Origin of the sequence: Alkalibacterium sp. AK22, from assembly GCF_000585255.1 — a bacterium.
Classification (GTDB): domain Bacteria; phylum Bacillota; class Bacilli; order Lactobacillales; family Carnobacteriaceae_A; genus Alkalibacterium.
In genome coordinates, this window is the sequence record NZ_JANL01000019.1 from 1 (window position 1) to 19908 (window position 19908).

Below are 19908 nucleotides of genomic sequence, written 5' to 3' on the forward strand. Positions count from 1 at the left end.
GTTTCCCTTTGTGAAAGCAGGATGTTGCCGTGCAGCTCTTTTTTTTTATTTTAATTTGGAGGTTTAGCTCAGTTGGGAGAGCATCTGCCTTACAAGCAGAGGGTCAGCGGTTCGAGCCCGTTAACCTCCATAGATCCACGAGCCGTTAGCTCAGTTGGTAGAGCAACTGACTTTTAATCAGTGGGTCACAGGTTCGAATCCTGTACGGCTCATCAGCAAGTGATCATCCTATTATATTGCGTCCTTAGCTCAATTGGATAGAGCACCTGACTTCGGATCAGGCGGTTAAGGGTTCGAGTCCTTTAGGGCGCGTAGGTCAATATCAACTCAGCTGTTAAAAGGCTTCAGATTAAATTCTGAAGCCTTTTTTGTTACATGTAAAAGTGCAGAGCTTTGCGGCTTCTCTCTTTTCATTTTTTAGTTTTATTGTTATAATTAACAATAGTCAAAAATAGTCAAACAACTGTCGATACCTTAAATCTTCAAGAAAAGGAGGATACTAAAAGGACTTGATTCACAAAGGTAAATTAGGTAAAATTCAAGTCAATACTTTTAGTAGCGATTCGATATGGACAATCAGAATATGACGGACATTATTGAAGCCTATTTAAAAAAAGTACTGAAACAGAAAGAACAGGTGGAAATCAAGCGAAGTGAGATTGCGCAAATCTTTGATTGTGTGCCGTCACAAATCAATTACGTGATCAACACACGATTCACAATTCAAAAAGGTTATCTAGTGGAGAGTAAGCGTGGAGGAGGAGGCTATATCCGAATCATTAAAGTCCAGGTACTGGACGACCTGGATATGCTGAATACCATGATCGATATTATTGGTGAAACAATTACGGAAAAAGACGCACGATCTGTTGTTCAGAAACTTTACGATGAGGATATCATTACAAAAAGAGAGGCCAAGCTTATGCTAGTGGCAATGGACAAATCGTTGTATACAGGGGACCGGCGAATTGACGACCGGGTCCGGTCAAACCTGCTACGAACCATGCTGGCCAATTTAAAATACGAAGAGCCAAATAAACGAAAGGCGGACAACTGATGAATGAACTATTTACGGAGAAAGCAAAGAAAGCATTACTGATTGCTCAGGAAGAAGCTAAATCTTTCCGCCATCGAACTGTTGGAACAGAGCACTTGCTGCTTGGCCTGATTATTGAAGAAGAAGGTATTGCAGGGAACACGCTAAGAGAACTGAATATTACTGAAGAAGACATTAAAGAGGAGATTGAGCATCTATCGAGTCCTGGTACTGACGAAACAGCAGTAAAGAATGCTGTTCTGCCCTATTCTCCACGGGCAAGACAAATTATCAAGTATGCTACGGATGAAGCGCGCCGGATGAAAAGGCCGCTTGTTGGGACGGAACATCTACTCTTGGGATTACTGCGTGACGAAGAAATACTGTCTGCCAAGATTTTAAACAATTTGGACATCAATCTTGCCAAGGCCAGACAGCTGGTTTTGAAAAAACTCGGGGCACAGGAAACGAACAAATCCAGGACATCCGGCCGTCGTTCAGTTAAAGCACAACAAGCAGCTGCAGGAGGTACGCCGACATTGGATTCACTGGCACGCGACCTGACTCAGCTGGCGCGAGACAATCGGCTGGATCCAATCGTTGGACGAAGTAAGGAAGTACGTCGAATTATTCAGATACTCAGTCGCCGGACCAAAAATAATCCTGTATTAGTCGGAGATCCGGGGGTCGGGAAAACGGCTATTGCAGAAGGACTGGCTCAGAAAATTATTTCGGGTGAAGTGCCACCAGTTCTTTCAAACAAACGTCTAATGACACTGGATATGGGGTCTTTGGTAGCTGGGACTAAATACCGTGGCGAATTTGAAGAGCGTATGAAAAAAATCATTGATGAGATCTATCAGGACGGGGAAGTCATCCTGTTTATTGACGAACTCCATACACTGATTGGAGCAGGTGGAGCGGAAGGAGCTATCGATGCATCTAATATCCTGAAGCCTGCGCTGGCTAGAGGGGAACTGCAGACGATAGGTGCGACCACTTTGGATGAGTATCAGAAGCATATTGAAAAAGATGCTGCCCTTGAGCGGCGCTTTGCTTCTATTCAGGTAGATCCACCAACAGAAATGGAAGCAGAAGAAATTCTGCTAGGCCTGAGAGACCGTTATGAAGACCATCATGGAGTCAAAATAACGGATGAGGCAGTCAGAGCAGCTGTTCATCTATCTACCCGCTACATCACTTCAAGACAATTGCCTGATAAAGCAATTGATTTGATGGACGAATCAGCGTCCAAAGTCCGTATGGATCAAAGCGACGCGCCGACTCCTTTGTCCAAAACTACGGAGTCTCTAGAAACCCTCATTCGTGACAAGGAACGGGCCATCCAGTCGCAGGACTTTGAGCGGGCTGCGATGATCCGGGAAAAAGAAATGAAGCAGCGTAAACGGCTGGAAAAACTGCTTAAACAAGATAAGAAACCGGAGAAACATGCACTGGAAGTCACTGATTCAGACATTGCAGAAGTGGTTTCACAGTGGACCGGCATTCCTATGAATCAAATGGAGCAGAAAGAAAGCGACCGGCTGCTTAACCTTGAAAAAGAACTGCATCAGCGTGTAGTCGGTCAGGAGCAGGCAGTTGTAGCTGTATCCAAAGCAATCCGTCGCGCAAGAAGCGGACTGAAAGATCCGAACCGTCCGATTGGGTCATTTATGTTCCTGGGACCAACGGGTGTCGGAAAGACAGAACTGGCTAAAGCACTGGCCGAGTCCATGTTTGGCAGTGAAGAAGCGCTAATACGCGTTGACATGTCTGAGTACATGGAAAAATACAGTACTAGTCGTCTGGTTGGTTCGCCACCTGGTTATGTCGGTTATGATGAAGGCGGCCAGTTGACCGAAAAAATCCGCCAGAAGCCTTATTCAGTTATTTTGCTAGATGAAGTAGAAAAAGCCCATCCGGATGTGTTCAATATCCTGCTTCAAGTTCTTGATGATGGCTTGCTTACAGACGGTAAGGGACGCAAGGTGGACTTTAAGAACACCATTCTGATCATGACCTCCAATCTGGGTGCAACGGCCCTCCGAGATGAAAAGTCAGTCGGTTTTGGAGCTGTCGACAAGCGCTTCGATCATGCCTCAATGGAGAAGCGGATTCGGGAAGAACTGAAGAATGCTTTCAGACCTGAGTTTCTTAACCGTGTGGATGATACGATTGTATTCCAGTCTCTCAAGAAAGAAGAGTTGCGTGAAATTGTCAAACTGCTGACGAAACAGATCATCACACGCATGGAGGAAATCGGAATTCAGCTGAAAATCACCTCGGCTGCCATGGATGTTATTGCAGAAGAAGGTTTTGATCCGGAATACGGTGCACGTCCTTTGAAGCGCGCCATCCAGAGAAAAATGGAAGACCGGTTAAGCGAAGCCCTTCTGGCTGGTGAAATCAGTCTCAAAGACCAAGTCACTCTCGGTGCTTCCAAGGGAGAAATCACTCTTAGAATAAAAAAGCCCAACAGTAAAAAAGGCAAAAAAGAAGCACTGAAAAACTGAAACGAGCATAAGCGAAGCAGTAGTGAATTTTGAAGCCCATACAAGAGACTCCCGGCGCTGGATGAGCATAAAGTACAGCACGGGGGTTTTTAGTAGGCGTATAACAAGCGTGGCGTATCAGCTTGCCTGAGCGGCTCTTTTACTGACCGAATGCTTTTGCTTGGTATAAATGCAAGGTTTTTGATAAGATTAGACTAACACAAAATGGGAGGATGGAAACTACATGAACAACAACTACAAAATGAACGACACAGAAAAAAGTATCCTGATTGGGGTAGGTGTAGCCTTTGTTTTAGGCATAGCGACCTTTTTGCTGACATCAGGATCCACAAAAGAAAAAGCACAGGCGGCAATGAACCGTCAAAAAGCAAAATACTATATCAATGACACGTTCCACAATAAAAATGCCAAAAAGCTTGTAGACAAGCTGTCTGATGATGAGGTATCCAAGTTGGTTGCAACAACAGATAAAGTCAAGGACCTTGAAGACAAATTTGGAGACATGTCTGACGACTTGAAGGATTTCATGCAGGACAAGTCTAAAAGCGCTAAAAAAGCAGTGAAAAAAATTAAAAAATAAGCAGTCAAATAACCAGCAGACCCATCAGGGGTTTGCTGGTTATTTATATATATACTTATGTCGCATGGCAAGACCACTTTAGCTGCTGATTGTTAAGGGACAACTGCTGTTTTTGCAGTTACAGGATCAGCAAATAACAGACCAGTAACTCATTCATGTTTTTAAGTGACAGGCCGGTCTGTTCGTAGAAACGGTCCATTCGATACTGTAGAGTATTACGGTGGATAAAGAGGTTTTTGGCAGCGACTGAAACATTTCCCTGACTTTCCCATAAAGAATAAATCAGTTCTCTCCAGTCTTCTGAGGACTCGATTTGCAGCTTGAGTGCACTCATCAGCTGGCTTTGGGACAAAGCTTCCTTCGTAAAGTAACGCAAGGCGATTTCAGGCAAAGAGCCCACCTGATTATGCAGATGCTTGACTTCCTGCTGAAAAATGACTTGTTCTTCGCGTAAAATATCCTTAAGGTCGCCTTCTGTCGACCAGTAGTGTCCAATATAAGCATGGGTCCGTATTGAAAAATCATCTTCCAAAGTCTGCAGCAGTCCCTGCATCTCAGCCGTCTTGAATGTTGGAGCTGATGTGTCCTGAATAACCAGGCAGGTGTCGCTAGAAATAAAAAAGACATCCAGAACAGGATCTAGCAGCTGCCTGATTGAATCGATCCATATGGAATAGTCGAACTGGTTGTCCATTTTTTCCAGTAAAAATTGAGTCATACGGATACTTTCGACTTTGTCAGGTGGGGTGTCTCTTTTGCCTTCGAGATAAGCATGCCATCTGGATTGAGTTAGTGGGGTCTTTGATGGCTCTACTTCCTGTTTCAGAAGGCTCAGCAGCTGCCATTCTTTATCGCTGAGAGAGGCAGTCGGAATATGGATCCATTTGTTTTTGTACGGAATACGAAAGGTTTCTTTTTCTAGAAATGGAAAGCTGGACAGCTCAGCTTCGGGATACAGGTGCTTCAGTTTGATATAGTCCAAATCATTTCCTCCTTGGTGTTAACTTTATCATTTTACCATTGTTTAAACTAAAGAGAAACTGGGGTATAATGAAAAAAAGTGCAAGTTTGGAGCGACAAAAAATGAAGGAATTAAGCAAAGAAGAAATAAACTTCTGGATGCAGGCGGCTATCGAAGAAGCACGAAAAGCGGAAGACATCCGCGAGGTCCCAATTGGGGCGGTAGTTGTTAAAGATGGTGAAATCATCGGCAGAGGACACAATTTGCGGGAGACCTCACAAAACGCAACAACGCATGCCGAAATGATTGCGATTCAGGAAGCGAATCGGACACTGGGGAATTGGCGACTGGAAGGCTGTCAGCTCTTTGTGACGCTGGAACCTTGCGTTATGTGTGGAGGAGCTATTGTTTTATCTCGGATTGAGAGTGTTTATTATGGGCCGGCTGACCCTAAAGGTGGAGCGGCCGAGTCTTTGATGAATGTCTTGCAGGACGACCGGCTGAATCACCACTGTGAAGTCCACAGGGGCGTAATGGAAGAAGAGTGTCGAGATATGCTATCGAGTTTTTTTAGACGGCTGAGGGCTGAAAAAAAACAGCAGAAACAGCAGAAAAAAGAGCAGCAGGGCTGAGGCCTGCTGCTCTTTTTACTGTTCGGACATTTGCCGGTCTTTTTCCATCATCCGGTCAAAAGAGGTAATCAGTGCGTCAGAGAAATCGCTTTGGAGCAGGCTGGTGACCGCTTCAACTGTAATACCACCCGGAGAGGAGACACGGTCAATCAGATTCCAGGGAGAATCATCTGAGGCGATAAGCGTTTTACCGCTACCCATAACAGCCTGAGAGGCAATCTTTACTGCCTTGTCTTTAGGCATACCGTACTTGACGGCACTGCGGGCCAATGTATCGATGAACATAAAGACAAGGGCCGGAGAACTGCCGGCCAAGCCGATAAATATATTGAGCTGTTCTTCCGGCAGGAATACAGTCTCTCCTACGGCCTGGAATAGAGTATCTGCCTGCTGTTTTTGTTCGTTCGATACTTCTGGATTTTCAACGATAGCTGTCATCGAGGCTTCAACCTGAGCATTCAGATTGGGCATAACCCGAAGGATCTGCTTGGCGGACAAATAATGATGAAGTTTTTCCACGGTAAAGCCGGCAGCAACCGACAGGACCAGCTTGTCTTCAGGAATGCTCAGTTGGCTCAGGACATTGTCGATCTGGTGCGGTTTAACTGCTAGAATAAGGACATCTGAAAAATCCACAACCTGCTGATTTGATTGAGCGCCTTTCAGCTTCCAACCTTTTTCAATCAACTGACGGGATTCAGCTGAATAAGTGGAGAACAGCAAGTCTTCTCTATTGACTAGCTGCTTGTTCAGCAAACCTTTGGCAATTGCTCTGGCCATATTTCCAAAGCCTATAAACCCTATTTTCATCTCAATCACCTTTTCTTTACTATTTTCCTCCAGTGTAGCACATTTAAGAAGCGACAGCTAAACAGACTGAAGGATGGGAAAGCGAGTCGTCGGGGGCATGTAAAGTGTCATTAGAAGGATATTTTTTGGAAATTTAAATAAAAGTAAATCTCTGCTATAATAAATTCAGCTAGAAAAAGGGGAAGAAAAGGGGATTTTTATGACAAAAGAATTAGACTGGAAGAATTTAGGTTTTTCTTACATTAAAACGGATTACCGCTTTATCTCGCACTATAAAGATGGCCAGTGGGATAAGGGAGAACTGACCAGAGACAACCGCCTGCATATCGCTGAAGGGTCCACCGCCCTCCATTATGGCCAGCAGTGTTTTGAAGGCATGAAAGCCTACCGGACGGCTGACGGTTCAATCAATCTATTTAGACCCTATGAAAACGCTCGGCGAATGAAAAAAAGCTGTGACCGTCTGCTGATGGAAAGCTACCCTGAAGAGCAGTTTGTTGAAGCCGTCAAACAAGTGGTAAGGGCAAATGAGAAGTGGGTCCCGCCATATGGAACGGGAGCTTCCTTGTATATCCGTCCTTTCATGATTGGGGTAGGAGACAATATCGGTGTCAAACCAGCAGATGAGTATATCTTTTCTGTGTTCGCCATGCCGGTGGGCTCTTACTTTAAGGGAGGACTGAAAGCATCGAACTTTATTGTCAGCCCCTACGACCGGGCGGCTCCCCGAGGAACAGGTGCAGCTAAAGTCGGCGGAAACTATGCAGCCAGCTTGCTTCCAGGAAAGGAAGCTAAGGAGCGCAGTTTCAGTGATGCAGTCTACCTCGATCCGGAGACCCATTCCAAGATAGAAGAAGTCGGTGCAGCAAACTTTTTCGGTATAACCCATGACGATGTCTTTATCACACCGAAATCGCCGTCCATCCTGCCAAGTATAACTAAATACTCCCTGCTGTGGTTGGCAGAAAACCGCCTGAACCTTAAAGCGGAAGAAGGGGACGTATACATCGATGATCTAGATCAGTTCAAGGAAGCTGGAGCTTGCGGAACAGCTGCAGTGATTGCTCCTATCGGTGGACTGCAAGTAGAGGAAGATTTCCACGTTTTCTATTCGGAAACAGAGGTCGGTCCGATTACCAAGAGACTGTACAATGAACTCGTAGGCATTCAGTTTGGAGATATCGAAGCACCGGAAGGATGGATTGAAAAAGTCTGATTTCTGGCTGCAGGATGAACATCGCGGGGAACGAGAACAGGAGTGAGCGCATGGCTTATTTAAAACAGATGCATCTGAAAACCAGTCAAAAGCAGGATCTATACAAGCTGGACAGTTATCTGAAAGAGGCTCTTAAGGACTCAGGAGTCAGAGACGGTGTAATGACCGTCTACTGCCCCCATACGACTGGAGCTGTCACAATCAATGAGAATGCTGACCCGGACGTGCAGACAGATTTGAAAAAAGCACTGAATGATACCTTTCCCCATCACGACTACTTTGTCCATGCGGAAGGCAATTCAGATGGCCACCTGAAATCTTCTCTTATCGGAGCGAGTGAGACTCTGCTCATCAATCAGGGGGAACTGATTTTAGGTACGTGGCAGAGTGTCTATTTTGCTGAATTTGACGGCCCGAGAAATCGGCAATTTTATGTAAAAATTATGGAAGGCTGAAGCGGAACCTGAACAGGTCTACTTCTCCAAAGCCCAAGTGGAACGCGTGAACCTGACTAGTCTCAGTATTCACGCGTTTTTCTATTTTCTTAACCAGTGAAAGTAGTTCCCTGGACGGATGCATCCTGTAAGCGTTTAGGGTATACTTTAAATGAGCTGAGGATTTAAGCCGTACATATAAAGACAGAAAGGAAAGTGGAAACTACTATGCTCGAAGTGAAAAACCTGAATAAGACATTTGGGGAACTAACAGCTGTTGAAGCCGTTAGTTTCAGTATAAAGCCCGGGGAAATCATGGGTCTGATTGGACAGAATGGTGCAGGAAAGACGACTACCTTTCGGCTGATTCTGGATTTACTGACTCCGGATCAGGGAGAGGTGCTTTGGAAAGATCAGTTTTTGTCTAAACAAATGTTCAATACAATTGGCTATCTGCCGGAGGAAAGAGGCTTGTACCCTAAAGTATCCATAGAGGATCAAATTTTGTATTTTGCACAGCTGCGTGGCCGAAAGAAAGCTGATATCAGGCCGCAAATCGATGAATGGCTGAAACGTTTCGATGTGAAAGGTAAAAAGACGGATAAGGTTAAAACACTGTCCAAAGGAAACCAGCAGAAAGTTCAGCTGATCTGTACATTGATTCATGAACCGGAACTAATTATACTGGATGAGCCGTTCAGTGGACTAGATCCGGTTAACGCAGACCTGCTTGAAGCCGGCATAAAGGCGGCGCAAAAAAGAGGGGCCTGCATCATTTTTTCCAGTCACAATATGAACAATGTAGAGGAACTGTGCGACAGTCTGATTATGCTCAAGGACGGCAAGCAAGTCTTAAACGGCTCAGTGCATGCGATTCGCCAGAAGTTTGGACGGACTAAGCTTTTTTTGGAGTCAGATCTTACGACCGACGAGCTGCTGGCATTCCCTGGAGTACAATTCGTCAAGAAGAACAGGGAAGGTATCGATGTTGTTCATTTAAGCGAAGAGAGCAAGGGCCAAGCTATTTTTGATGCTGCTACAGCACAAGGATATATACCGACATTCAGTCAGCAGCCGCCGACATTGGAAGAAATATTCAAGAAAATGGCAGGTGAGTCGAATGAGTAAGTTCTGGGTGATCACCAAGGAAGTGTACAAAAAAAATATCAAGTCTTTCGGCTTTATCGTTATGGTACTGGCACCCATCCTGCTGGTCGGCTTCATCGCAGGGGTCGGCTACTATTTTTCTCAGCAAGATCAAACCAGTGAACCGACATCAGTGGCTATTTTGTCTAATGATCCGGAACTCCAGGCTTTATTCGCTAGTGAAGAATGGAACTTTGCAGTAGTTGAGGAAATTGAAAGTGAGCAGGATGCGCGTTCTGCTCTGGAAAATGAACAGATTGAAGCCTATATGATCATTGCAGCTGAGGGGCATACGTTGCAAAGTGAAATCGTGCATACGAATGCCTTATCCAGTCAGATACCGATGATTGCAGAAGTGCTGTCCAACTATCAGACAATGATGCGGGCGAATGAAATGGATATGTCGCCTGAAGAGGTTCAGACCCTGACAGAACCAGTGGAAATAGATGAAAGTGTGGTAAGTGTCTATGAAGGAGCAATGACAGAAGAAGACCTGTCGGGTCGGCTGATTCAGGAGTGGAGCGCCTACGCCATCAGTATTGCCATCGTAGTCTTTATCATGACCTATTCAGGGATCATAGCGGAGGAAGTGGCCAATGAGAAAGGTACACGCATTATGGAAATTATTCTGTCTAGTGCCAGTGCTACCAATCACTTCTTTGGCAAGCTGGCAGGAGTAGCGCTGGTCATGCTGACTCAACTGACAATTTATGCGGTCGTGGGAACGGGCACTTATCTTTACTTCAGAGATACTGCTTTTGTCAGTGGGCTGATTGGGGAGCTGGATGTTGTGTCCGTCTTGCGTGAACTGATGGGCTATACCCTGATTTTCTTTGTGGCCGGTGTCCTGATGTATGTTATCCTGGCGGCCTTCTTTGGATCCCTGGCAACAAAAATGGAAGACGTCAACAAGGCGGTGACTCCCATTGTCTTTATTGCGTTGGCAGGTTTTTATTCCGGAATGTTTGCCTTTGCCTCACCGGAAAATTCAATGGCGGTAGCCCTATCCTATGTTCCGCTCTTTACCCCCTTTGTTATGCCGTTCCGGATTGCATCCGGCACTGTGGGCACAGGTGCTGTCTGGTTGTCAATTATCGTGACATTCGGCTTTACTGGAGTGATTTCTGTCATTTCTCTCATGTTCTACCGATCCAACGTACTGGTCTATTCTGACACAAATTTAATCGGCACAATCAGACGATCCTGGAGCATCATGCAGAGTAATAAGCGTGCCAGAAACCTGAGAGCCTGATAAAAATTGAGCAGCTTGAGAGACGTCAAAAGCCTCCGTATCAATATTGATACGGAGGCTTTTTTTCTTGAGTTATCTGTAACTTAAGGTCATTCAGATAAAAATTAGCAAAGTGGAGTAAATGATCAGCCCGGTCATGAAGGAGGTCAGACCGTTTCCACGGCAGGCAGGAAGTTCGTCTTTTAAAGCATTGAGCACCAGACCTCCAGCCACAAAGGCTTCGAGCAAGCCAACATAGACATGAGGAACATGGACAAGCAGGCCAATCAGCCAGCCAAGGGTCACGGCTGCGGCCAGTAGATTGAGTCCATAACGGTCGAACTGTCTTTGAAAGTGATGGCGCAGGACCCAGTCATTGGTCACAAAGTGCACGCCGATGGCGACGAGGTACAATAAGGCTGTCAGAGTCGTTTCAAAGCGGTGCTGAGCCAGCAGGATACCTACAATAAAATTATACAGAGAATAAGAACCGATATGTGCCCAAAATATGCCGGAAGTGGAAAAGTCCCGCTTTGCCAGCTTCAGCCGGGAAGACTTGAGAGCCAGCTCCAGAAAGTAAAAGACTACGATTCCCAGCAGCATGGAGCCAAAGATCAGGTGTGAGGCATTCTGAGCAGAAACATGAAAAGTTTCCATGACTTCATGCTCATAGGCTTGAACAGCAGGAATCAGGTGAAAAAACACATAAGCTAGAGAAATCCCGCCAACAAAAGAGGTGAATTGATTTACCGAGAAAAAATGCAGTTTAAAATAGCGGGAACTTAAATGAATAAATGAAAAACCGAGTGCAACGATCAGGCCAGTAAATGGCATGTCCATTCCTTCTTTCAGATGTATGATGTTTAAACTAAAGTCAGCAAAAGTGCTGAGCGGATTTATTATAGTCCTCGGTTCGTCAATAGTCAATATCCTTACATGAAAGTTTCTGAAAAACTTCTGAAAAAGAGTCTAAACTCCTTTCTGACGCTATTTCTGCTTTCCTCTGTATAGCAAAAAATGGTATGCTTTTAAGGTATGAATAGAGGGGGAGAAAAATGGAAAGTATAAAGGTTTTACTGGCCAAGCATAGTCGCATTGAGTCACAGCGGCTGATCCTGCGCCCGGTCACACTTAATGACAGTAAGGATATGTATGAGTATGCCAGCGATGCAGAAACAGCGTACTATGTCTTTGACCGGCACGAGTCACTAGAGGCCACTGAAGAGTCGATTGTCAGCTACTTTATCGAACAGCCGCTAGGCAAGTTCGGTATTGAACTGAAAGAGACAGGCAAGATGATTGGAACGATCGATCTGAGGGTCAAGGACCGAAATAAGCGTGCCATCGTCGGTTATACACTCAATAAGGCATATCAGGGCAAAGGCTACATGACCGAGGCTGGCAGACGGATTCTGGAGCTGGGATTTGAAACACTTGGCCTGCAGTGTATCGCTTCTTTGCACGACGAGCGAAACAGTGCCTCGGGGCGGGTGATGCAGCGCATGGGGATGACACAAGAAGGTATACAGCGCTATGTCAGCACCTGGAAAGAAGGGGAATGGTTCAATGATGTGTATTATTCTATCCTTAAATCAGAATATGACGAACAAAACGTTCTAAAATAACAAGGGATATGGTTTGCAAACACCTGTCTGTTCTTTCTATACTGAGATTAGTAACCCATTATCAGAAGGAGGAGAACCATGCAGGAAACACGCGCGTTCCCGAAAGAAGATGGCCTGGAAAATGGGCTGAAGGTCCTCAGAGAAGGCTACATGTATGCACCGAATAGACACAAGATTTATCAGTCGGATGCTTTTGAAACAAGGCTGCTGGGAGAAGCGGCCATTGTGATCGGTGGAGAAGAGGCTGCAAAGCTCTTTTACGATGAAGATAAGTTTAAAAGAGAAGGTGCAGCACCGGAACCGGCAAAGGCGACGCTTCTCGGTAAAGGCGGTATACAAGGGCTGGATGATGAAGCTCACCGCCACCGAAAGCAGCTGTTCATGAGCCTGATGTCTAAAGAACGAATCGAAATCTGGTCCAAGCTTGTAGAAAAACACCTTCTCAAGGCTACCCGTGAATGGATGGACCAGGAGTCGATTATCTTTTACGAAGAGGCACAGAAAGTCCTCACCCGAGCGGTGTGTGAATGGTCAGACGTGCCCCTTCCAGAAAAGGATGTAGAAAAGCGGACAAGGCAGTTGGTCAGTATGTTTGAATCTCCCATGGCGGCCGGCAAACGTCATATAGAAGGGCGTATTGGCCGTAAGCAGGGTGAATCCTGGCTGAAAGAGCTGATCAAACAGGTCAGAAACGGTCAGCTGCACCCTAGAGAAGAAACCGCACTTTACCAGGTAGCCTGGCACAAAGAGCTGGATGGACATTTGCTGGATGAGAAAACCGCCGCTGTTGAGCTGTTGAATGTGCTGCGCCCGTCAGTGGCTATTGCCATTTATTTTGCCTTCACGGCTTTAAGTCTGCATCAATTCCCTGAAGTTAAAGAAAAAATCAATGGCGAAAACCCTTATTACCTGCATATGTTTATTCAGGAAATTAGACGCTATTATCCTTTCTTTCCATTTAATGGGGCTATCACAAGGAAAGATTTCACCTGGAACGGGTACACGTTCAAAGAAGGAACGCTGGTTATCCTAGACTTTTACGGGACCAATCATGATTCCCGGATCTGGGAGCAGCCCGGGCAGTTCAATCCGGAACGCTTCAACGACTGGCATACCAGTCCGACTGACCAAGTACAGATGAAACTTGTATCTCAGGGAGGTGGCGATTATGATACGGGCCACCGCTGTCCAGGCGAGTGGAATACCGTCCGGGCAATGGAAATTCTAACAGACTTTTTGATCAATAAAATCAGTTATGAAGTCCCGGAACAGGATGTTGGCTTCAGCATGGTCAAAGTACCGACCATACCGAAGAGCGGCATGGTTTTAAAAAATATCGAGTTTATCGGCTGAATCTTACCACTGCTCTTGAGACAGGAAGGAGAGCTATGAATGAAAAAAGTTGGTCTGGCCTTTTTGCTGATCTGTATCGGCCTGATTGGCGGTATGGGTGGTCCGCTAACATCAGACCAGTCAGTAGAAAAAGAATACCGGTCCGAGAAAAGGCAAGTAGACAGACAAAAGGTCAAAACCCAAAGAATGTGGTTTTGACCTTTTGTCTGCGTTGAATAAGGAGAGATACTCAATCGAAAAGCTTACTTTGGTTCATGGCTCCCTTTCCTTTCAGTGAGCCATGCTTTACAATAAGAGCGTACACGAAGCATAGTGAATATCAGCTTTTATGTGCTGTATTTTATATTTCTGTAGCTGCTTGTCTCACGTGTGCCGGAGCATCCGCTTGTTTTTAGTCTGGCAGTTCTGTCCGTAGGTGTTCTTAGTCCTCTAATGGCCTCTCAGTCGGCTGGAGTCGTCACGAGAAAAGTGAATGGCTTCGGCTGTTCGCGGTAACAGAAAGCTGTTTCCGCTGGGATCAAAGAAACTGGAAGGCAGATTGTCTTGGTCTGCCTGCAGTGTTGAATAAGGCTAGCCTGGAGGATCTATGCCGGACTTTTATGGTAAGAGAAAAACGAGTCGGTCGGCTAATTTTAAAAATACCTTTAAAAATCATGTGAGGTATGCTAATATAGTAATTGCCGAAAGGCCACATGACAATGGTGGGCGTATGAACCGTGTCAGGTCCGGAAGGAAGCAGCACTAAGTACTGCTCCACCATGTGTTATGTGATACATAGCTACGAATAATGCACTTCATTCATATAAATGCTCCCTTTTCGGGGGCATTTTTTTTGTTTTTGAAGACTTTGGGTATAAAATCCCTTCAGGTGGGGGAGAAATCTATGGGGACGGTTTGGACGTTGAGGACCGGAGGAAAGTGTCAAAATACTCCTTATATTTGCTCCTGATTTCCCCTATAATAGAATAGAGAAGACTTAAGAAAAGAGGGAAAACATGAGTTATCAAGCCTTATACCGGGTGTGGCGTCCGCAGCGTTTCTCAGATGTTGCCGGCCAGGAAGCTGTGACGCGTACGTTGAGAAACGCGCTAAGTCAAGGGAATACCAGTCATGCCTATTTGTTTTCCGGACCTCGGGGAACGGGCAAGACAAGTGCAGCCAAAATATTTGCCAAGGCAATGAACTGTCCGCATGCCCAGGATGGTGAGCCATGTAATGCCTGTGAAATATGTGAAGGGATCACAATGGGCAGATTGAATGATGTGATTGAAATTGATGCTGCAAGCAACAACGGGGTCGAAGAAATTAGAGATATCAGGGAAAAAGCGAACTACGCACCAACACAGGCTGAATACAAAGTATACATTATTGATGAGGTTCACATGTTGTCGATGGGAGCCTTTAACGCGCTACTGAAGACACTCGAGGAACCTCCACTGAATGTTGTCTTTATTCTGGCTACAACTGAGCCGCATAAAATTCCTCTGACAATCATCTCCCGTACACAGCGCTTTGATTTCAGACGAATTTCTGCCGGAGATATTGTCGAACGGATGGCGTATATTTTAAAAGAAAAAGCGGTGGACTATGAAGAGGATGCTTTGCTGGCGATTGCCAAGGCAGCCGAAGGTGGAATGCGTGATGCGCTCAGCATACTGGATCAGGCTTTGTCTTTTTCAAATGGACTGATCACTCTTGAAGAAACCCTGCGGATTACCGGCAGTATCACGCAGGATTTGCTGGGAGAATATGTGTCGTCAGCTTTGAACAGTGACACGGAAAAAGGGCTTGAACTGCTTCATCATATTCTTCAGGAAGGCAAAGATGCCAATCGCCTAGTGGATGATGCCATCCTTTTCTGCCGGGATCTTCTGATTTTTAAGAAAACCGGTGAAGAAACGGTACTGAAGATGAGTAAGGCAGACGACCGTTTCAAGAAGCTGGCCGAAGCTGCAAAAGCAGATAAATTATATGAAATCATTCGGGTCATGAACCAAACCCAACAGGAGATCAGGCTGTCGAGTCATGCTGAAGTCTATCTGGAAGTCGCAACAGTGAGACTGACTCAGCCGTCCGCACACAGTCAGGATCCGGTAGTGCACGGGGCTCCGGCAGACAGCCAGGAGCTTTCGGCGCTCAAAGGGAAGATGCAGCAGATGCAGAAAATGATTGAGCAACTTCAGGAATCAGGGGCCAAAGGACCCGCTCCTAAACCGGCTGCTGTTCAGGCCCGTAAGCCAAGAAAGCAGCAGGCTTTCAAAGTCAATAACGTTCAGGTTTTCAAGATTCTGGACAAGGCGACTAAAGATGACCTCAACAAGTTGAAAGATGTCTGGCCGGATCTGATTGACTACCTGCCCGCCGGTCAGAAAGCGATCATGAAGACCTCAAACCCTGTTGCAGCCAGTCCAACAGGCTTGGTTGTCACCTTCGATTATGATATTCTATGTGAGAGAGCGTCCACCGATACTTTTCTCCTGGAATCGATTGGTGACTATCTCGAGAAAGTAATTGGCCACCGTGCTGAACTCTGTACGGTTCCGAGCGAACAGTGGCCGACAGTCCGACAGGCCTTCATCAAGCAGATGAACGGCAATGGATCAGCTGATGATAGTAGCGGTGATGATGGGCAACAGGACCGTCAAGAAGACACAGCTCCGGCTGAAGAGGATGCGCTGGTCAGTGAAGCAATCGGACTGTTTGGGAAAGATATTGTACAAATCAAAGAATGAGAGAGGATGACTGCCCAATGCGTGGTGGAATGGGAAACATGCAAGGTATGATGAAGAAAATGCAGAAGATGCAGAAAGAAATGGAGCAGGCTCAGGCTGTGCTGAATGAAACAGAATTTACAGGAACAGCTAATGATGACCTGGTGACTGTGACCTTTACGGGCGACAAGAAGTGTAAGCAGGTCAGCATCAAGGAAGACATCATTGACCCTGAAGATGTCGAAATCATTGAAGACCTGGTCCTACTCGCCGTAAACGACGCACTCGGCAAGGTTGACGAAGAAACAGAAAAAACGATGGGTAAATACTCTAAAGGTTTGGGCATCCCCGGCATGTAAGCAGCCGGACTTGCCTACTGCAGGGATGGCCGATTAGCGGACTACAACTGCAGAAGAAAGGAAACGGTCATGCATTATCCAGAACCGATAGCACAACTGATGGAAAGCTATATGAAGCTGCCGGGAATAGGGGAGAAAACAGCTGCCCGCCTGGCTTTTTATACGGTAAATATGAGAGAAGAAGATGTCACGCGTTTTGCCAAGGCGCTGATCAGCGTTAAACGGGATTTGACTTACTGTTCAACTTGCGGCAACATGACACAGAATGATCCCTGCGATATCTGCCGGGACAAGAATCGTGACCAGTCTGTGATACTGGTCGTCGAACATCCCAAGGATGTCATTTCAATGGAAAAAATGCAGGAATTCAAGGGTCTGTATCATGTTTTGCATGGTGTACTGTCTCCGATTGAGGGAACGGGTCCTGAAGATATCAATATTCCTGTGCTAATCAAACGTCTGCAAAAAGAGGAAGTCAAGGAAGTAATTTTGGCGACAAATGCGACTGCCGAAGGGGAAGCCACGGCCATGTATTTGTCACGTCTGATCAAACCGGCCGGAATAAAAGTGTCCCGACTAGCTCATGGTCTGTCTGTAGGCAGTGATATTGAGTATGCAGATGAAGTGACTCTGCTTAAAGCAGTAGAAGGCAGAAGAGAAATGTAGAGGTCAAAGAATGGGAATGTTTAGAAAAAAGCATAAGCTGAAGAAAAAATATGATCAGAAACTGTTGGATCAGATAAAAAAGCAGAAAGAGCTGTACGAATCAGGCAGCCAGCTGGAAAAAATCATGGTCAAGGACCATCCCAAGTGGGAAGCAGAGATCAAACTTCAAAGAGCCAAGTACTTCTACCTTTTTAAAGAAGCGCGGATCCGCAAACTCAGAGGCGATTTGCTTAATTAAAAAAGTCGGGACCACTGTCCCGGCTTTTTTCTTTCTTTGTTAATCTGTCTATAAGTCAGCTGACGGTTTAAAGGCAGGGGAACAGCCGCTGGTCGACTGTGTCTCACAATGATTCCGGCTCGGAGCACAGACTCAGCTGCTTTGTGAGCGGCCTGCCATCTGCTGAGAGCAAAAAAGGGGCAGTAGTTCATACAAGAAAGAAATGGACAAGGTGGTTTCGTCTGCCGTATAATGAGGACAAGAATATAGAATTAGATGGAGGAAATCTCGTGAACGGATTATTTATCACGATTGAAGGACCGGACGGTGCAGGCAAGTCGACTTTGGTCAAAAAGCTGCAAACTGCTGTTGCGGCTGAGACAAAACGTCCTTTAGTTATAACAAGAGAACCGGGAGGGAGTGAGATTGCCGAAGAAATTAGAGACATTATACTGAACCCGTTACATACAAAAATGGATGCGCGGACTGAAGCGCTTCTGCTGGCTGCAGGTCGGCGCCAGCATGTGGTCGAAAAAATTCGGCCTGCACTGGAAAGAGGCGAAATAGTTTTGTGTGATCGATTTGTCGACAGTTCAGTCGCTTACCAGGGGCAGGGCCGGGGCATTGGGATGGACAAGGTTATAGCCATTAATGCTTTTGCTGTCGAGGACCTTAAGCCTGATATCACGCTTTACCTGGATATTGCATCAGACGAAGGCCTCAAACGGATTAAAAGCAAGCATTCCAATCGCAAGCAGGACCGGCTTGAACTTGAAGAAATAACTTTTCATGAAAAAGTCAGAGAAGGTTATGAACAGCTAATTGAAGAAGACCCAAACCGGTTCAGCCGGATTGATGCTTCTCAGGTGCCTGCCAAGGTGTTTGAAGACGCCTGGGCTATTTTAAAGCCTAGACTAAAGTAAGTGTGAGAGTATGTGAAACAAGTAAAAAGCGAGACATATAAGAGGAAGGATGATCACGATGAAATTGATTGTTGCAATTGTTCAAAATCAGGACAGCAAACGCCTGGCAGATGAATTTGTGGAAAATGGAATCCGTGCAACCAAACTGTCTTCAACCGGAGGATTTTTAAGGTCCGGAAATACAACATTCCTGCTGGGGGTAGAAGACCGAAAAATTGACGAGGTACTGGAGCTGATAAAGGAGAACTGTTCAACACGAAGTCAGACCATGATGAGCCCCCCCTCATACGATTTCACCCTGGAATCTGATCTGACTTATCCTGTCGATGTAGAAGTCGGTGGAGCTACGCTGTTCGTGCTTCCAATCGACCAATTTCTGCAATTTTAAACTCGAGGAGACCTGTAATGTCTACTTTAACCAGTAAACAGCCGAGCATTCAGCGGCTGTTTCTTCAGCTTTTAAAACAGAATACCCTGCAGCATGCCTATATCTTTGAAGGAAAGGCAGGCACGGGGAAGAAAGAAATGGCTCTATGGATCACCCAATCTCTCTTTTGTCCAGTGAGTGAGAACGGAGCCTGCGGAGAATGCCAGACCTGTAGGCGTGTTAAAGACCATCACCATCCAGATGTGGTTGAAATCCAGCCGGATGGTCAGTCTATCAAAATTGGACAGGTACGTGCGTTAAAAGAAGAATTTACAAAAAGCGGAATGGAAAGTCGACGAAAAATAGTGATTGTTCAAGATGTGGAGAAAATGACGGTCCAAGCGGCGAACAGCTTGCTTAAATTTTTGGAGGAGCCGGATGGCGACATTACCGTCTTTTTACTGACAACAGCTAGACACCGGGTCCTATCGACAATTCAATCCAGATGTCAGCTTATACATTTTCCTCAGCTTTCTAGACAGCAGCGGGTAGAAGAGCTCACAGCAGCAGGTATCAGTGATGATAAGGCAGCAATTTTGAGTCAGCTGACCAGTGACACGTCTCAGGCAGTTGCCTTGTCAAAAAAAGAAGAACTGCTTCAGCTGGTTATAGCAGTATGGAAATGGTACAGTTTCATATCCAAAAAAGATGACCAGGCCTTCGTCTATGTACAGACAGATCTCATACCTCTTGCTAAAGAAAAAGAAGAGCAGCAGAGGGTGTTGGATCTGATGATTATCCTGCTCCAGGATCTGCTGAATATACGGACGCAGTCGAACTATTCCCCTGCTTTTGTCAAACAGGTCAAAGAACTCGAAATAGATGCCTCCCGCTTTCGTCCGTTAACTGTTGCTCAGCTGATGGAAGTTGGCCTGACGGGAAAAAAACTGCTTGACAGCAACGTGGCAGCTCAGGGCGTATTTGAAGACTGCGCGCTTCAGATGCTTGCGGTGATCCGTAAAAATGGATAATGAAAGACTTCTCAGTTCGCTTGGCAATTTCAGCTTAATCATGGTATGCTATACAGGAACGTGAGGCGCTAGTGGACTCACGCTAAAGAACGTCAAT

Annotated in this window: 21 protein-coding genes, 3 tRNA genes and 1 other RNA gene; 22 read left to right on the plus strand and 3 right to left on the minus strand. The window is 45.8% G+C overall.

Going from position 1 to position 19908, the window contains the following annotated elements; genetic code table 11:
• Positions 1-57: 57 nt before the first annotated feature.
• The 6 genes from ADIAL_RS03840 to ADIAL_RS03865 all read left to right on the plus strand — a co-directional run bounded on the left by ADIAL_RS03840 (position 58) and on the right by ADIAL_RS03865 (position 4129).
• Positions 58-130 (plus strand) — tRNA-Val (locus ADIAL_RS03840).
• Positions 131-139: 9 nt separating this feature from the next.
• Positions 140-212, plus strand: a tRNA-Lys gene (locus ADIAL_RS03845).
• A 26-nt stretch (positions 213-238) separates the two neighbouring features.
• Positions 239-312 (plus strand) — tRNA-Arg (locus tag ADIAL_RS03850).
• Between the two features lie 256 nt (positions 313-568).
• Positions 569-1057, plus strand: coding sequence for a CtsR family transcriptional regulator (locus ADIAL_RS03855; RefSeq protein WP_034300271.1), 489 nt, complete (start codon positions 569-571; stop codon positions 1055-1057).
• On the plus strand, positions 1057-3549 hold the full coding sequence (locus ADIAL_RS03860; protein ID WP_034300272.1) for an ATP-dependent Clp protease ATP-binding subunit: 2493 nt from the start codon (positions 1057-1059) through the stop codon (positions 3547-3549). The genes ADIAL_RS03855 and ADIAL_RS03860 overlap by 1 nt, the downstream gene beginning before the upstream one ends.
• Before the next feature lie 223 nt (positions 3550-3772).
• Positions 3773-4129 (plus strand): hypothetical protein, encoded by a 357-nt coding sequence (locus ADIAL_RS03865; protein WP_034300274.1) that lies wholly within the window; start codon positions 3773-3775, stop codon positions 4127-4129.
• 118 nt (positions 4130-4247) lie between these two features.
• Here ADIAL_RS03865 and ADIAL_RS03870 read toward each other — a convergent pair whose 3' ends face one another.
• Entirely contained in the window at positions 4248-5111 is an 864-nt protein-coding gene (locus ADIAL_RS03870; protein ID WP_034300277.1) for a helix-turn-helix domain-containing protein, read from the minus strand.
• Positions 5112-5212: 101 nt separating this feature from the next.
• Here ADIAL_RS03870 and tadA point away from each other — a divergent pair, with 101 nt between their 5' ends.
• The gene (tadA, locus tag ADIAL_RS03875; protein WP_034300408.1) at positions 5213-5722 is read left to right on the plus strand and encodes a tRNA adenosine(34) deaminase TadA; all 510 of its coding nucleotides are present in this window, start codon (positions 5213-5215) and stop codon (positions 5720-5722) included.
• Between the two features lie 15 nt (positions 5723-5737).
• Here the strand turns inward: tadA and proC are convergent, their stop codons facing one another.
• Complete coding sequence (gene proC / locus ADIAL_RS03880) at positions 5738-6532, minus strand: pyrroline-5-carboxylate reductase (RefSeq protein ID WP_034300282.1); 795 nt, start codon at positions 6530-6532, stop codon at positions 5738-5740.
• 199 nt (positions 6533-6731) lie between these two features.
• Here proC and ADIAL_RS03885 point away from each other — a divergent pair, with 199 nt between their 5' ends.
• The 4 genes from ADIAL_RS03885 to ADIAL_RS03900 all read left to right on the plus strand — a co-directional run bounded on the left by ADIAL_RS03885 (position 6732) and on the right by ADIAL_RS03900 (position 10580).
• Positions 6732-7748 (plus strand): branched-chain amino acid aminotransferase, encoded by a 1017-nt coding sequence (locus ADIAL_RS03885; protein WP_034300285.1) that lies wholly within the window; start codon positions 6732-6734, stop codon positions 7746-7748.
• Positions 7749-7798: 50 nt separating this feature from the next.
• The gene (locus tag ADIAL_RS03890) at positions 7799-8203 is read left to right on the plus strand and encodes a secondary thiamine-phosphate synthase enzyme YjbQ (protein ID WP_034300288.1); all 405 of its coding nucleotides are present in this window, start codon (positions 7799-7801) and stop codon (positions 8201-8203) included.
• Between the two features lie 207 nt (positions 8204-8410).
• Positions 8411-9310 carry an ABC transporter ATP-binding protein gene (locus ADIAL_RS03895; RefSeq protein ID WP_034300297.1) on the plus strand — a complete coding sequence of 300 codons (900 nt, stop codon included), beginning with the start codon at positions 8411-8413 and terminating at the stop codon, positions 9308-9310.
• On the plus strand, positions 9303-10580 hold the full coding sequence (locus ADIAL_RS03900) for an ABC transporter permease (RefSeq protein WP_034300299.1): 1278 nt from the start codon (positions 9303-9305) through the stop codon (positions 10578-10580). Before ADIAL_RS03895 ends, ADIAL_RS03900 begins: the two co-directional genes overlap by 8 nt.
• A 93-nt stretch (positions 10581-10673) precedes the next feature.
• Here the strand turns inward: ADIAL_RS03900 and ADIAL_RS03905 are convergent, their stop codons facing one another.
• The gene (locus ADIAL_RS03905; RefSeq protein ID WP_034300302.1) at positions 10674-11393 is read right to left on the minus strand and encodes a hypothetical protein; all 720 of its coding nucleotides are present in this window, start codon (positions 11391-11393) and stop codon (positions 10674-10676) included.
• A gap of 221 nt (positions 11394-11614) precedes the next feature.
• Between ADIAL_RS03905 and ADIAL_RS03910 the strand changes: the two genes are divergently transcribed.
• From ADIAL_RS03910 to holB, 11 genes are all read left to right on the plus strand, one after another.
• Positions 11615-12184: a GNAT family N-acetyltransferase gene (locus tag ADIAL_RS03910; protein ID WP_034300304.1), complete on the plus strand. Its 570-nt coding sequence runs from the start codon at positions 11615-11617 to the stop codon at positions 12182-12184.
• Positions 12185-12262: 78 nt separating this feature from the next.
• Positions 12263-13537: a cytochrome P450 gene (locus ADIAL_RS03915; protein WP_034300312.1), complete on the plus strand. Its 1275-nt coding sequence runs from the start codon at positions 12263-12265 to the stop codon at positions 13535-13537.
• Between the two features lie 39 nt (positions 13538-13576).
• The gene (locus ADIAL_RS11355; RefSeq protein ID WP_155849172.1) at positions 13577-13735 is read left to right on the plus strand and encodes a hypothetical protein; all 159 of its coding nucleotides are present in this window, start codon (positions 13577-13579) and stop codon (positions 13733-13735) included.
• A 488-nt stretch (positions 13736-14223) separates the two neighbouring features.
• Positions 14224-14313, plus strand: an RNA gene (ffs, locus tag ADIAL_RS11215) — signal recognition particle sRNA small type.
• A gap of 219 nt (positions 14314-14532) precedes the next feature.
• On the plus strand, positions 14533-16269 hold the full coding sequence (gene dnaX, locus ADIAL_RS03920; protein ID WP_034300315.1) for a DNA polymerase III subunit gamma/tau: 1737 nt from the start codon (positions 14533-14535) through the stop codon (positions 16267-16269).
• 17 nt (positions 16270-16286) lie between these two features.
• Positions 16287-16607, plus strand: coding sequence for a YbaB/EbfC family nucleoid-associated protein (locus ADIAL_RS03925; protein WP_034300318.1), 321 nt, complete (start codon positions 16287-16289; stop codon positions 16605-16607).
• Between the two features lie 69 nt (positions 16608-16676).
• Positions 16677-17273, plus strand: coding sequence for a recombination mediator RecR (recR, locus tag ADIAL_RS03930; RefSeq protein ID WP_034300320.1), 597 nt, complete (start codon positions 16677-16679; stop codon positions 17271-17273).
• 10 nt (positions 17274-17283) lie between these two features.
• Entirely contained in the window at positions 17284-17511 is a 228-nt protein-coding gene (locus ADIAL_RS03935; protein WP_051503698.1) for a DUF2508 family protein, read from the plus strand.
• A 269-nt stretch (positions 17512-17780) separates the two neighbouring features.
• Positions 17781-18413, plus strand: a complete 633-nt coding sequence (tmk, locus tag ADIAL_RS03945; protein WP_034300326.1) for a dTMP kinase — start codon at positions 17781-17783, stop codon at positions 18411-18413.
• Between the two features lie 58 nt (positions 18414-18471).
• Positions 18472-18801: a cyclic-di-AMP receptor gene (locus ADIAL_RS03950; protein WP_034300329.1), complete on the plus strand. Its 330-nt coding sequence runs from the start codon at positions 18472-18474 to the stop codon at positions 18799-18801.
• Positions 18802-18818: 17 nt separating this feature from the next.
• Positions 18819-19811, plus strand: a complete 993-nt coding sequence (gene holB, locus ADIAL_RS03955) for a DNA polymerase III subunit delta' (protein WP_034300332.1) — start codon at positions 18819-18821, stop codon at positions 19809-19811.
• The last annotated feature ends 97 nt before the right edge of the window (positions 19812-19908 follow it).